General features: G+C 60.5%; 11 protein-coding genes. 8 read left to right on the top strand and 3 right to left on the bottom strand.

What is annotated here, in order from left to right:
• Positions 1 to 105: 105 nt before the first annotated feature.
• Positions 106 to 2298, bottom strand: coding sequence for a PDZ domain-containing protein (locus IPK17_RS12490; protein ID WP_343418019.1), 2193 nt, complete (start codon positions 2296 to 2298; stop codon positions 106 to 108).
• 215 nt (positions 2299 to 2513) lie between these two features.
• Between IPK17_RS12490 and IPK17_RS12485 the strand changes: the two genes are divergently transcribed.
• The 3 genes from IPK17_RS12485 (at position 2514) to IPK17_RS12475 (ending at position 7785) form a co-directional block, all read left to right on the top strand.
• Positions 2514 to 3545 carry a hypothetical protein gene (locus IPK17_RS12485; protein ID WP_343418018.1) on the top strand — a complete coding sequence of 344 codons (1032 nt, stop codon included), beginning with the start codon at positions 2514 to 2516 and terminating at the stop codon, positions 3543 to 3545.
• A 613-nt stretch (positions 3546 to 4158) separates the two neighbouring features.
• On the top strand, positions 4159 to 6750 hold the full coding sequence (locus tag IPK17_RS12480) for a serine/threonine-protein kinase (protein WP_343418017.1): 2592 nt from the start codon (positions 4159 to 4161) through the stop codon (positions 6748 to 6750).
• 747 nt (positions 6751 to 7497) lie between these two features.
• Positions 7498 to 7785 carry a hypothetical protein gene (locus tag IPK17_RS12475; RefSeq protein ID WP_343418016.1) on the top strand — a complete coding sequence of 96 codons (288 nt, stop codon included), beginning with the start codon at positions 7498 to 7500 and terminating at the stop codon, positions 7783 to 7785.
• A 77-nt stretch (positions 7786 to 7862) separates the two neighbouring features.
• Here IPK17_RS12475 and IPK17_RS12470 read toward each other — a convergent pair whose 3' ends face one another.
• Together IPK17_RS12470 and IPK17_RS12465 are read right to left on the bottom strand one after the other, a co-directional pair.
• The gene (locus tag IPK17_RS12470) at positions 7863 to 8324 is read right to left on the bottom strand and encodes a YbjN domain-containing protein (protein ID WP_343418015.1); all 462 of its coding nucleotides are present in this window, start codon (positions 8322 to 8324) and stop codon (positions 7863 to 7865) included.
• Between the two features lie 120 nt (positions 8325 to 8444).
• On the bottom strand, positions 8445 to 9593 hold the full coding sequence (locus tag IPK17_RS12465) for a trypsin-like peptidase domain-containing protein (protein ID WP_343418014.1): 1149 nt from the start codon (positions 9591 to 9593) through the stop codon (positions 8445 to 8447).
• Between the two features lie 241 nt (positions 9594 to 9834).
• Between IPK17_RS12465 and IPK17_RS12460 the strand changes: the two genes are divergently transcribed.
• The 5 genes from IPK17_RS12460 to IPK17_RS12440 are packed head-to-tail and all read left to right on the top strand — an operon-like array spanning position 9835 to position 14560.
• The gene (locus IPK17_RS12460; RefSeq protein ID WP_343418013.1) at positions 9835 to 10716 is read left to right on the top strand and encodes a DUF4388 domain-containing protein; all 882 of its coding nucleotides are present in this window, start codon (positions 9835 to 9837) and stop codon (positions 10714 to 10716) included.
• A gap of 40 nt (positions 10717 to 10756) precedes the next feature.
• A complete protein-coding gene (locus tag IPK17_RS12455; protein ID WP_343418012.1) occupies positions 10757 to 11290 on the top strand; it encodes a GTP-binding protein in 534 nt (177 codons plus the stop codon).
• Positions 11291 to 11323: 33 nt separating this feature from the next.
• A complete protein-coding gene (locus tag IPK17_RS12450; RefSeq protein WP_343418011.1) occupies positions 11324 to 12133 on the top strand; it encodes an alpha/beta fold hydrolase in 810 nt (269 codons plus the stop codon).
• Positions 12134 to 12143: 10 nt separating this feature from the next.
• Positions 12144 to 13466 carry an LbetaH domain-containing protein gene (locus IPK17_RS12445; RefSeq protein WP_343418010.1) on the top strand — a complete coding sequence of 441 codons (1323 nt, stop codon included), beginning with the start codon at positions 12144 to 12146 and terminating at the stop codon, positions 13464 to 13466.
• A complete protein-coding gene (locus IPK17_RS12440; RefSeq protein ID WP_502748708.1) occupies positions 13460 to 14560 on the top strand; it encodes a shikimate dehydrogenase in 1101 nt (366 codons plus the stop codon). Before IPK17_RS12445 ends, IPK17_RS12440 begins: the two co-directional genes overlap by 7 nt.
• The last annotated feature ends 10 nt before the right edge of the window (positions 14561 to 14570 follow it).

Raw genomic sequence — 14570 nt, 5'->3', positions numbered from 1 at the left:
GGTGTGCGCTTTTCGTCCGTGAACGGCAGAGAGATCAGCCGATTAGAGTCGGGATCAGTGACCACCAGCCCCGACTCACAACCACTCTCTTCATCATAGCGCAGATTAGTTTGCGCGCAGGCTCACGTCGAATTCGGCGCGCTGCCGCGTCTCGTCGCTGACGCCCGACACGGCGATCAACAGGTTGTCGTTAGCGGCCAGTGGGAACGTCCACGTGCCGCTGCCGTTCGTCCCATCGATCAGGCGCTGAACACGCGGCACGGATTCCGAACCGATAGTCACGGCCTGCACCAGCAGATCCTGCGGTACGCGGTTGTCGATTTCCGACCAACCAACGAAGTCCCACGCACCATCGTCGACGAAATCGAGTTCCGGCACGGCGATGTTGTCGACCGCCAGGCCCTGATCTTCACGCCCGGCGTAGGTGATGTACAGGAAGCGAATCAGCACGTCGCCGCCCGCATACGGCGTGAGATCGACGGTGTGCGCCTGCCAGAGCGGTTCCGGATACACCACCCGCGTCGGATGCGCGCCCAACACCACCGGGATCTCCACTTGGTCGCCGCCGCGCTGAATGAGCAGATTCAGCGTGTCGCCGGGCGCGTAATTGGCCAGCAAGCTGATCACATCCGGCGTGGTCGTCCACAGCTCGCCCTCATAGCCGATAATCTGGTCGTTGACCTGTACGCCCGCCGTCGCGGCGGCGCCGCCCGCGACCACCTGCTGAATGGTCACGCCGTCGCCGCTCATCACCACGCCCATGATCGGGAACGGACGCGGGGGTTCCGGATTGCTGATGCCCGTAAACCCGACGCCATAGGCCGCGCCATAGCGATTGTTCGTGGTCAAGCCTGGCGGTTCGAGGATCGTCCACGTCGCGCCGTCGTCGGTCGAGACGGCCACATAGCCATAGTTCCACGCGTCGGCGGTGTCCCACCACGCATCAAAGCTGAGCGTGGCGGCTTCAACACCGCTCAGATCGAAGCGGCGGGTCATCGTCCGCACCTGATCCGCGCCCCAGCCTGACCAGTAGAAGCGCTCCGCCGGATCGCGATCCATGGGCAGACGTTCCACCGTTTCGCGTCCGGTGATGGTGAGTTCGACGGTCGCCGGTTTAGTCGTGGAATAGACATAGTAGGCCGTGCCGAATTGATTGACCGTCTGCGCGGGCAGGTCGCCGAGTTCGATCTGCGTGGCTTGGGCGCGCTGTGTGTTTTCTAAGGGTGTGACGACATGCCGGTAGCGCCGGTCGCCGAAATCGACGTTGAGCAGGTTGGCGATGACGAAATCGGCGAAGGCGTCGCGCGCGGTCGCCGCCGCCCCAGTCACCGGATCATACCTGCCCACGTTCGCCAGCACCGGATCGAGGGTGCTGAGGCCGCGCCCCGGCTGCAGGAACAGATCGAGGATCAGGTTTTGCCCGTAGCGCTGCGTCAGATAATTCAAAAACAACTGCTGCGCGGCCAGCGTCTGACTGCGGGTGGTCAGTGCGGCGGGCTGCGTCAGCGGGGTATCCGGCGCGCTCAGGAACGGATCGTAGTCGGCGGCTTGCAGACCTGCCTGCTGGGCGCGGAACAACAGCAGCCAGCGGAAGGCTTCTTCGAGCCACGCCGCGCCCTCCGGGTTATTGGACCGGAGCACAAACGTGACCACGCCGCGCGCAATCGCTGCGGCATATGCCGGATCGGTCAGCGCCACCCCGTCGATGGCCGTGATGAACAGCGTCTCGTGCTGGTTGCTGATGCCCGACGGCGCATAGGCAGTCGGCAGGCTGTCCACCGGGTTGATGAGCGCGTCGCGGTCGTCGGCCAGTTGATTGGTGAACACCACATACAGCCGCGGATCGTTATCGACATCCGGCACTGGCAGTAGATCGGTCGAGTCCTGCACGGAACCGATATCGGGCAGGTTGATCACACGGTAGGTCGAGCGTAACCGGAAGAATGTGTACAACTGCCCGACCTGCCCGGCCAGAGAGCTCGCATCCACATTGCCTAAGCCGAGCGCGTTATCCACCCAGATGTAGGCGCGTCCCGACGCGCCTACGAGCGTCGCCGTGATGCGTGTGGGCGTCGGGCTGTCGGTCTGCCCGACCCAGAAATCGAGCACTTGTCCGCGCTCATAGCGCGGCGTCAGCTCAGGCACCACCGGGTCGGTGGTAGCGCCGAGCAAACTCACAGCCAACTGCTGCGGATCACGTCGGGGAATATCGGCAACGGGGTCTGTCTCTTGCGCCCAAACGGCAGTTGCTACCAATACAACGAAACCAGCGAGAATACGACGCCACCAAGTCACCATTGATCTGCCTGTTGTCTACTCAAAGAGGGTCGAGTGTATCTAGCCCGCGAACCACGTTCAATACAGCCTCACGACTTTCACACCGAAGGCGGGACTTAAGTTCGGTTTTCAGCGTTCGGTGAGTCGGGCGTGCGCATTTCGCACTATGCTAATGTGAAACCAGTTTGTCCGCGAACCTAAATCGATCAATCGTGCTCGTCTAGATGGAGGCAGTCATGAACTCGTCCCACCGTTTTACACCTGCGCGCTTCATCAGCTTCGGCTTTGCCCTCGTGTGCACCGTGCTGCTTTTCTCCGCCGCGACCGTCACAGCGCAAGGGACACGGACGCGCATCGCCTTCCTCACCGCCGACTATGACACCCGCGAGATGACCATCAGCCTCGTCGACCCGGTCAACGGCACGGTGACCCCGCTGGTCGTCGATGGCAATTTCTTCTTCCCGACGCTCTCGCCCGACGGCCGCCAGCTCGCGTTCATGGGGGAACATCCGCGATCCCGGCGGCGCAACATCTACATCATCAACACGGATGGCACTAACCTGCATCCGGTCGTCCCCAACCGCCCGACGCTCAAACCGGATGGGCAGGTCGTGTGGTCGCCGGGCAGCAGTCAGGTCATTTACGGCATTCTGAGCGGCGGTCGCCCCGCGGGATTTATGCGCGCCAACAGCGACGGCAGCGGCGCAGAAGAACGCCTCCAGCTCCCCGATTTACCGGGTGAACTCTACGAAACGTGGGCGGCGATCTCGCCCGATGGCAACCGTCTCGCCATCCATGTGTCGCTGATCGATCCGCCCTACCGCCAGATCGTCATCATGGAGCTGGACAGTGTGACGCCGGTCACGACGACGCTGCCCGACGGCACACCGTTTGATCGGCTGGCGTGGTCGCCGGATGGGGAGCGCACGCTGCTCAGCGCGCTCATGCTCAACATGAGCGAACCACAGCCGCTGATGCTGGGCAACAGCGACGCCTCGAATGTCGAAATCCTGCTGCAATCGCCGCCGAATTATATCACCTCGATCTCGTGGTCACCGGATGGCAGCCAGATCGCCTTCACCGCGACTGAGATGAGCGGAGAGAGCGTTCCCGATGGCGAAGTCTATATCGCGAATGCCGACGGGAGCGGTGTGCGGTCGCTCAACATCCCGACCAATGTGGGGTATAACGGCACGTCATGGAGCGTCATCCCCGACGATGTGGTGCTCCCGAGCACGCCAACGTCGTTTTTGAGCGTGGCAAATTAGAGCACCCCTTACCCCTAAAGCTCCTCTTCTAGAGTCGAGGGGTTCGGTGAGGCCAAAACCAGCGGACGCAATGAATTGCGTCCCTAAAATCCCATTTGGCTTGGGCGGTGCTGTTGGCTCCCCTCCTGAATTCGGGAGGGGACCTGCCGAACCAGGTGAGTGCTGTTGGCCCCCTCCCGAATTGACGGCTTTAATATTGGGCCCCATTAAGACTGCGCCTGAGGCAACCGTATTTCGAGGACGCGCAACGGCGCGTCCTTTTCTCCCCTCCGGCGGACGCCCGGGCGTCCCTCACCCGTGATCTGTCCTGCCGTGAACTGTTGAGGAAGGCCAGTGATTTGCGGACGCTTCTGCGCGTCCCTACAATAGTTAGATTGTAAAAAGTGCCCTGTCTTCAACCCAATAGCGGGAGGGGCAAGCCCCTCCCCTACCGTCTCCGAGCGCATATCGAACGCCCGGTCAACCCGCTCACATGAATGCGGGTTTTTCAATGTGCACTGCTCCGCTTGACTCGCGTCAACCGCCTGCGCGTTAGCCGAATTCTCCCGCATGGTTCTACGGAAAATATCGTTATACTTAGCGTACACAACATTGCGCTAAAAGGTTTGCCTTTATGGATGTCGGAGTAGAGTTTAGCCATTACCGCGTCATCGAGCATATCGGGCGCGGGGGGATGGCCGATGTGTGGTCAGCGCGCGACAAGCAGCTGAACCGCACGGTCGCGATCAAAACAGTGGCGCGCGATCTGTCGCAGGACATGAACCCGATCAAGCTGTTTGAGCGCGAAGCCAAGACGATTGCCGGGTTGGAACACCCGCACATTCTGCCGATCTACGAATTCGGCGAGTACACCGGCCAGTTGTACATCGTCATGCGCTATGTCTCCGGCGGGTCGCTCGAAGATTTGCTCGAAGAAGGGCCGCTGGCGATGGACGAGGCGCTGCGGCTGGCGCGGGCGGTCGCCCAGGCGCTGGATTACGCGCACAGCAACAAGATCATCCACCTCGACCTCAAGCCGTCGAACATTCTGCTGGACAGCTACCGCCTGCCCTATCTGGCTGACTTTGGGCTGGCGACCGTGCTCGACCCGCAGGGGCGCGCGGCCAACCCCGGTTCCGGGACGCTGCTGTATATGGCGCCGGAACAGCTCACCGCCGAATCGCTCGATCACCGCGCTGACATTTACAGCTTCTCGATCCTGATCTTCCACATGATCACGGGACAGCTTCCCTTCGACGCGACCATCCCGCTGGCGCTGCGTCAGCTTCAGTTGAGCGAAAACCTGCCGGATGTCGAGTTCGTCACGCCGGGTCTGCCGTCCACCATCAACCCGATTCTGCGGCGCGGCACGGAAATCGACGCCAACAAGCGCCCGCATTCGCTGATGGAAATCGTGCAGCAGTTGGAAGCCGTCGTCAACCCGTCGCGGGTGAGCGCGCAAAGCGGCTTCAACTCGCCGCAAGCGCGTCCCCGGGCGGCAGCCGCCGCGCGCATTCAGGACATGGATACCAAAACGGATGCGCTCGACAATCTCATCTCCGGCCCGGTTGATGACCTGATCACGCGGACGGCCCCGGTTATGGATACCGGCGATCTGGAAAACCTGATCACCGGGCCAGTCGATGACCTGATCACGTCGACCAAGCCGCTGCCCATCGTCGGTGGCGGGCGCACGACCAATATCAACCTCAACGTGCCGCTGGACGACCTGATCACCGCGCCGGAAGTCACGCCGGAAGAGATGGCGCGGCGCGAGGCGCTCGACATCTACAGCCGCGCGCGGCGGGCGTGGGCGCACGGGCAGGGCAAGTTCCTGCTCGGCATCACGCACTTCACGCTGATCAACGACTATTACATCAAGGCGCAAGAGAATAACCTCGAACTCGACGAAGCGGGCATGCAGATGCTGCTGCGCGGCGCGCTTGAATACGACCACGACATCGACGTGTGGTGGGCACAGCTCAACGACGAGAACCGCCGCTGGGTGGCGCTCCACGCGCTGCGCAGTGAAAACGCGCCCGCTCGGGTGCGCGCGCTGCAGCGGTTAGAGACCATCCCCGACAGCGACGTGCCGCAAATCCCCAAGCTGGTGGCCCAGGCGCTGCAAACCGAGGTCAGCCGCGAAGCCAAGCTCGCCGCGCTGCAGGTGCTGGAAAAGCGTGCCAGGCTCACGCCGACTCTGCCCACTTACACCAAAGACGACAACCTGCGCCGCCGCCTGACAACGCAGTTGAAGCTGAGCGCGGTCTCTGACTGGCGCGAAACCGTGTACAACCAGGAAGTTGACCTGCTGCTGGCGCAGATGGCGCTGAACGACGACGACAACACCGATAAGACGGTCGAAGAGACGGCGGCACGCGTGATCGGGCGCATTCGCTCGAAGGCGGCAGTCGCGGAGATCGCGAAGCATCAGAAGCTGGGCGAACGGCGGGCGCTGCGCGCGCTGGCCTACATCCGCGACGAAGCGCCCACCCTGCCCGACGATGTCAGCCAGCAGGCGCGGGTCTATGCATGGCTGGATAACACATGGCGGCGGCTCACGCTCAACCCGATTCAGTCGGTGTGGCGTGTGATCTTCGCGACCATCGGCGGCATTCTGGCGTTCGGCGGCTTCGCCTATTCGCAGCTTCCGACGCAGGCGATCTTCGGTCAGGAACGCATTGGCATCACCGCCTCGACCGGGATCACGGTCGGCGTGGGGATCGGCTTGCTGGCGCTGCTGGCGGGCGATCTGCCAGAACGGCTGCGTGGCTTCTGGCCGTGGTGGGCGCGCCTGCTGTTCAACCTGATCGGCGGGATCATCGGCGGCGGGTTCGCGTGGGCGGCGTTCAACTGGTTCATTCTGTTCCTGTCGCCTGCCGAGGGCATGACAAGCCTGCTCATTGGTGGCATTGGCTCGGCGCTGATGTTCACGACGCTGGTACTGGTGCGCGTGCGCGGCTGGATCGCGGCGAGCATCGCGGCGGTCGCGCTGTTCCTGACGATTGTGATCCCGTGGTATCAGTACAATGTGGTCGGCAACGGCAACATCCTGCCGCTGATCTGGACGCGCCCGGGGCAGAACATCGAAACCTACGCGCTGCCGATGGCCATTGTGATCGCCATTGGCTCGTTCGCGCCGTTCCTGTGGCGGGATATCCGCGCGCTGGTCAAGCTGGCGCGCGCGCGCCGGTCGGCGGCCGTCGCCACGCCGGAAACACCTTAACGTCCACGCGCTGTTTTTAGCCTCACCCCCTCCCCCTCTCCGAACGGAGAGGGGAGCCAACATCACTTGCCAAGCCGATTACGTCTTCGTAGGGACGCAATGATGCAGTTTAACTTATGAAGGCGGAGTACCGACCCCACCCCCCCTCCAATTCGGGGAGGTAAAAGCGTCTTTTCTCCCCTCTCCCCGCTTGGGTGGGAGGTTTTGAAGTGAGGGGTAATCCGTATCGTTTTCTTAAACTGCATCATTGTGTCCGCTGACGAAGGGGAATGCTTTAAGGGATGCTTTTTAAACACCCTCATGCCTCGTCCGGTTTTTCCTCTGCATGAAGCACCAGAGCGGTTGTCCGTGAAAGCCAAAGATGTGCTTTAACAGATGGTGGTGGTCTTGTGAGCACAGGAGGACGAGGCATGCCTCGGCCCTACAAAATTCTCGCTCAGTACGACGTTTGTGCGCTTTTAGACGCGCTCTCTCTATCGCGTTCCTACGAAGCTGCTCCTCATGTTTTGACTGTGAACTGAAAACTGTCTACTGTTCACTCCACCCCCTAAACTTTTGGGGAGTACCCGCCCATTCGATTAGTTTTGCCATTTTCCGCGCAACTCCCGTGCTGCCGCCGCGTATTATTCTGCATCAAGAGGTGTAGAGGAGAGTGTTGCAAGGGAACATCATGGAGATCACCACCACCCGCACTGGGGATAACATCATGCGGGGCCGCATCAACGTCATCACGGGATGGGCGGGCGCATGTTCTTCTTTCCGTTCTTCGCGTTTGTGCCGCTGATCATCGGCTTCATGCTGCTGATGTTCTTGTTCAAAACGGGGCTGATCGTGCCGCTCCTGCTGATCGGCGCGTTCCTGTACATCATGCGTCCGCGCATGGGCGGCAGTCAGTGGGGCGGCCCGCGCCGAGACTGGTTCGACATGGGCGGCAAGATGAAGAACGAGTGGATGCAGTGGCGCGACGGCGCGGATGTCGACTCGATCATCACGCCGGACAAGCCCAAGCGCAGCGACACGAGCGAATTCGTCTAAGTGAAGTTGTCAGTGATCAGCTTACAGTTCACAGTCACAGCAGTTTTTAACTATTCACTGTGAACTGTAAGCGTCTTTTATATCCGGCCGTAGAGCCGCCCGCCGAATTCGGCGACCAACCGATCATCCTGATCGTCGGCATAGTTCGCCACAAGGTTGATGATGTTGTTCGCCTCGACCGCGTCCAGCGACTCGAGCGGGCGCTCGCTGAATACGTAGACCGTGTCGTTGTACAGGCCAAACGCCGCGTTGGTGAGCTGCAGGTTGACTTCCAGCAGATGCCGGTACAGCGGCAGCAGGTTGGTCAGCGGCAGGTACATGATCGGCGAGAGCACCTGCAAATACCCCTCGTTATCCTGCTGCGAAATGTAGATTTCGATCAACGCCGAGCCCCGGCGGAAGTTCCAACCGTAGCCGTCGGCCATGTTCATGCGCGCCTGCACTGGATCGATGCCGATTTGCAGCAAAATCTGCTCGACTGTCGCCGCATATTGATCGATGCGCGCGACCTGCTGCTGTTTCTTCCCACGTCCAAACATCGCTTCCCCCCTGAGAAAGATGATTAACCACAGAGAACACAGAGAACGGTTCCGTGCTACTTAGCGACCATTTTTAACCTCTGTGCTCTCTGTGTTCTCTGTGGTTCAAATTCTTTGCTTTTACTGCTGCGGTCTGCCGCAGCGCAGGCAGCGCCCTTTGTACACGCCCGCAATCGATTTGCAGTGCACGCACTGCTGCCGCCCGGTTTCGTACAGGATATCGGCTTGCGGCAGGTAGTAGCGCTGCACCGTCGCTGTCTCCGGTCGCGTGCCCCCGCACACTTCACAATAGAAGAAGCCCGCGCCGAACGCGCGGCTGAGCGTGCCGCAGTTCGGGCAGTAGCGACGCGCCTCCCGGCTCAACTGCATGTAGGTCTCCACATAGCGGCGAATCGCGCTGATGTGCACGCCAAACAGGTGATTCGAGGCACGGCTGACGTTGCGCGTCATCATGCCGACGAGGTAGTTGCGCTCGTCGAAAATTGGGTTGCCACCCGCATCGGGGATGCGCGAGGCGTTGGTCGGAATCCAGTGCGCGGGCATGATGCGCTTGGTCGGGCGCTGCTGCGCCTGGAACATCTCGCCGTCATAGGTGACGACGTACAGCGGCGCGTCATCTGGCACGCGCGGCAGCGGTGTGATCGGCAGCACGGCGGGCGGGCGGTGCTCGACGTACAGGATCGCAAGGTCGATATCAGGATAGGAGGCGACCACCTGCGCGGGGAGCTGGCGGCCGTTGTGCAGCTCGACCATCAGCCGTTCCAGCCCGCCGACCACGTAGCGCGAAGTCACCATGAGGCCATCCGGCGTGATGAAAAACGCCGTCCCCGCGCCATTCACCCCGCCGATCACATGCCCGAGCACATCGGCGATGTTGACGGCGGCCTGCGGCGCTTGCGGTGGCACCGCTTGCGGGTTGAGCTGCCCGGTCGGCGGCGGCGTCACCGGCGCGGTGTAGGTGGTCACAGGCTGCGTATAGGTCGTGACGGGTTGGGTGTAGCCGGTGGTCTGGGTGGAAAACTGCGCGTTCATGAGCGCGGCGAGGCGCGTGCGCGCTTCGGTGTTATTGGGATCGAGCGCCGAGGCTTCGGTGTAGTGGGCGCGTTTTAACTGCGCATCGTCGGTCGATTCAGCCAACCATAGATAAGCGATGGCGCGAATCTCGGGCGGCAGGCTGCGCTTGAGCGCGATGCGAATCAAGCGCGCGCCTTCGACTTTGCTGCCGGATTGAATCGCCTGAATACCCATATCGAGAATACGTTGGGACATCTCTACTCAGCTTTCTCAGGATTGGCGCCGGCGACCCAGACGCCGCGCACGCGCCGCAGCCCTCGGCTGACAATTCTACCACCAGCCTAGGCTCAATTGTTCTGACCCATGTCCTATATTACAATGAATGCGGACAGACGGTCGCACTTCATTCCCTAATGTGGTTGCAGTGCCGGGTAACATCATGTATATTGACGGCAATCGTCCGTTTTGCCAACGACATCAGAAGTAGGGGGCATTTATGCCGCTGCAAGGCAATCTACGCGACTTTAGTACGACACAACTGCTGAATTTGATCAATCTTGCGGGAAAAACCGGTACCCTCACCATTTACGAGGGCATCAGAACCGGCGAGAAAGACGCAGTTGGCGGTGACAAAATGTCCGCGGGCAAAGAACGGGCGCGCGTTTCGTTTAAGATCGGCAAGCTCATTCTCGCTTCCCTCGGCGGGCAAGATGGCAATCTGGTGTCGGTCCTCAACAAAGCGGGCAAGCTGACAGACGAACAGGCGCGCATCATCAAAGAACGCGCGCGCAACACGACCGATAAAGCGCTGGCGCTGCTGCTCATCAACGCCAACTATGTGACGCAGCGCGACATCGTCAGCAGTATTCAGCAGCACACGTTGGATGTCGTCTATAACCTCCTCGGCTGGTCTGAAGGGCCGTTCCGCTTTGAGGACAACTCCCTACCTCCCAGCGACCGCATCCTCGTGCCGATTGACCTCGAAAATGTGATCATCGAGGGGGCGCGCCGCATCAAAGAGATCGAGCAGTTGAATTCGCACCTGCCCAACCTCGATATGGCGCTCAAATTCCCCGATAACCCGCGTGAGAAATTCAAGGGCATTCACCTGAGCGTGGAAGAATGGCGCGTGGTGTCATTCGTGAATCCCAAGAACACCATCCGGCAAATTGCCAAAGCCAACAATATGTCGGAAATCGAAATCCGGCGGATTGTGTATGGGCTGGAGCAAGCTGGCTTGGTCGAAGTCGTGCGCCCGGCGATCACCGAAATGGTGGCTGCCAACGCGAGCGGTAAAGCCCAGACGCCCGCGCGTAAAGCACCTCCCGTTCAAAAACCGGTCATTAACAAGCTGATCGACAAGATTCGATCCATCTAACTTTACCAGCGATCAATTCTGGAAGAGCGGATATAGAGCTATGCAAACAGTCAAGATGGTGATTACGGGCCCGTTTAGCTCCGGCAAAACGGAGTTCATTCGGTCGATCAGCGAGATCGACGTGGTGACCACCGAACGAGGAATTACGTCAGACGCGGAGCGTATGGTTAAAGAATCGACGACGGTCGCTATGGACTTCGGGCGTATCACCGTGGACGACGACCTCGTGCTCTACCTGTTCGGGACACCCGGTCAGCGCCGGTTCGACTTCATGTGGGAAATCCTCGCGGAAGGCATGCTCGGCTTTGTGGTCATGGTGGACAGCACCAAGCCCGAGACGTTCCGCGAAGCGAAGAGCATCCTCGAAACCTTCCGCGCCTACGCCCCCACGCCCTATGTCGTGGCCGCCAACAAGCAGGATCAAGGCGAAGCGTGGAATACGGACGATCTGCGCATCGCGCTGCGCATCGAAGACGGCGTCAAACTGCTGCCCTGCGTCGCGCGCGACAAGGAAAGCGTCAAAACGGTTCTGCTCGAACTACTCTACTCGATTCTTGAGGAGATGGAGAGCTAATTCCCCGCACCTCAGAACGTAGAGGATAACATTATGGCAAGTCTGGTCACTGAACAGGGCATTGTCCATTATGAAGCCTATGGGCGGGGGCGACCGGTGCTCCTGCTGCATGGGTGGATGAACTCGTGGGCGCTCTGGCGTAACACCATTGAAGTGCTCGGCAAAGATTTTCGGTTGTACGCGCTCGACTTTTTCGGTTTTGGCGATTCGGGCGCGCAGGCTGAAGAGTTTTCGGTTAACAACTTCTCGCTCATGGTCGATTCGTTTATGGATCGCATGGGCATCGTCCGCGCCCCGCTCGTCGGGCATTCGATGGGCGGCACCGTCTCCCTCAGCGTCGCCATCCGCCAACCGGAAAAAGTCGTCAAAGTCATCGTGATCGGCTCGCCAATTCAGGGCAACTCGCTGAGTCCCCTGCTCAAGCTGGCCAGCTACCGCGGGTGGATCGGTTTGGGGCAAACCACGCCCATCCTCTATGATGCGTTTCAAAAGGGCTTTAAGCCCTTTCTGCGCGCTTATTCCTACATGCTGGCGAAAGATGGCCGCACGCTCGGGAACATGCTGACCACGGACGTCGCCAAGATCAACGCGACGCCGTTCTTTGAGAGCATCGGCACGCTGCGCGCGACGGATTTGCGCCCACGCGTGAGTGAACTACAAATGCCTGTGCTCGGCATTTACGGGCGCAAAGATTTGATCGTCGATTCGGGGCAAGGCAAGGTCTTGAAAGACTCGCTGCCGAGCAGTCGGGTCGAAATGTTTGATGCGTCGGGGCACTTTCCGATGATGGACGAAACAGAGCGTTTTCATTCGACAGTACGCGAATTTTTGTACAATGGCTGAAAGCTAAACAATGCGCCGTTATGTGATTGAGGATACGCGTCACGTTCCCCCGTTCAACCAACCCGCCTGTCTGCTGACGATTGGCATCAAGAATCTCAAGATTCACCATGAGGACATGTTCGTGCGCTACTTCAAAGGCGCGCCGGATCTGGGCGGCACACTGACAGGACGGCGCGACTTAGGCGCAGTGCGCGGCCCGGCCATCGTCTACCGCGACAGTCTGTGGTTTGACGACGAATTCCTCGACTATTTCATGCGCGCCGCGCTCGCCTCCAAGCAGGCCTGCCGCGCGGCGATCCCGGCTGACGATCCGGCTTTTCGTACCTACACGCTGCCGCTGTCACGCGGATTTGAGCAGGCGGTCGACGCCGACGGCAAAGCGATCTATCTGGCGGATCTCTGGTATTTCCCCGCCGATTACACGTCGGATGTGCGCCCGATTGTCGTCCCCAGCGACGCCGAAGAGATGGGCTTTTACAGCGTGCCCGACTTCATGACGATGGAACAGGGCAACCTGACGCACTACGGCCCCGCCCGTGCCATCGTGTCGATTGAAAGCTGGGTGCATGTGTATTTCGCCGGCATCATTTACGGGATGTTCGGGCGCGCCAGCCGCTTTGATCGCTACGTCAGGACGCACAACTTCACCACACTCAAACTGCTGTGGAAAGCCATCATGGAGCAGAAGCAGCTCCTCTCGACCTCGGAAGTCGTGAAAATTGGTAAAGGCACGAGCATTCATCCGACCGCCGTGATCACGGGGCCGGCCTACATTGGCGACAACTGCAATATCGGCCCCGGCGTGATGATCGACAACTGCACCATCGGCGACAACGTCACAATTGACGATGGCTGCGTGCTGATGATGTCGGCGGTTGGCAACGGCTGCTTCTTGCCCTTCCGCGCCGCGCTCTACCTGACCGCCGTCATGGAGAACTCCATCATCGCGCAGAACACCTGCCTGCAGATGTGCGTGATCGGGCGGAACAGCTTTGTCGGCGCGGGCAGCACGTTCACCGACTTCAACCTGCTGGAACAAAAGCCCATCCGCGCCGTCAACATCGACGGCGATCTCATGGACGTGGGACAAGTCGTGCTCGGGAGCGCGGTCGGTCACAACTGCCGCATCGGTTCCGGCATGGTGCTGTTCCCCGGACGCATGATCGAATCCGATGTGGTCATGGTGGCGTCGCCGCAGCGCCGCGTCATTGGCCGCAGCGTCACCTATGAAGAGAGCGACCATCATTTCCTCGGCGTCAGCACCAATCACAAACGCCACTACCCGCGCCCGAATGAAACCGCGCCCGAAGAAGAATGGGGAGATTCGTGGTAGACGACACGTTCGCGTTTATCATCCACCCGATCCAGATCAAGAAAGACGTCGCTAGAAAATTTCCACTGTTGGGCAAAATCCTCACCGAGGGGCAGATTAACTTCTTCTCCCGGTTCTTTCCGCCCGTTTACCTCTCGGAAATCGAAGGCATCCGCTCCGTCGCGACGGGGCGCGAACTCAAAGGCTGGTTGATCGCCGCGCCCTACACGCCGCCGACGATGATGTCGCTGCCCGTCAACATGGTCTATGACAAGATCGTCGCGTGTGGCCACATGGCCGAAGAACTCGGCGCGAAGATCCTCGGCCTCGGCGCGTATACCTCGGTCGTCGGGGACGCGGGCAAGACCATCGCCGACCGGCTCAATATTCCGGTCACGACGGGCGACAGCTACACGATCACGATGGCCGTGGAAGCAATTCGGGAAGCCGCGCGCGTCATGGATATCGATATGCGCGAGGCGACGGTGGCCGTCGTCGGCGCGACCGGAGCGATTGGCAAGACCTGCGCCGAAATGTTAGCAGGCGAAAGCGCCAAGCTGATCCTCGTCGGGCGGCGCGTTGAACCGCTGGAAGAGCTGCGCGATTTATGCGCGGGCAAAGCCGCCGACGTGGCGATCAGCACGTCGATGGACGCCATTTACGACGCCGATCTGATCCTCACGGTGACGAGCGCCGTCCACGAAGTGATCCAGCCGCAGCACCTGAAGCCCGGCGCGGTGGTGTGCGATGTCGCCCGCCCGCGTGACGTGTCCAAACGCGTCGCCGCCGAACGCGATGACGTGCTGGTGATCGAAGGCGGGATGATCGAAATCCCCGGCCAGCCGGATTTCCACTTCGACTTCGGCTTTCCGCCGCGGCACGCCTACGCCTGTATGGCGGAGACGATGGCGCTGGCGTTGGAGCAGCGCTACGAGGATTACACCATCGGCAAGGACATCACGGTTGCGCAAGCGCTGGAGATCGGCGCGATTGCGGATCGACATGGCTTCCGGTTGTCCGGCTTCCGCTCGTTCGAGCAGCCCGTCACCGCCGAGCAGATCGCTGCTGTGCGCGAGCGCGCCGCCGCTCACCGCAAGACGTGGGCGCGGGTGTAAACCAGAACAA

It is taken from the genome of Candidatus Flexifilum breve, assembly GCF_016713355.1.
This window is presented reverse-complemented; position numbering and strand designations above follow the sequence as displayed.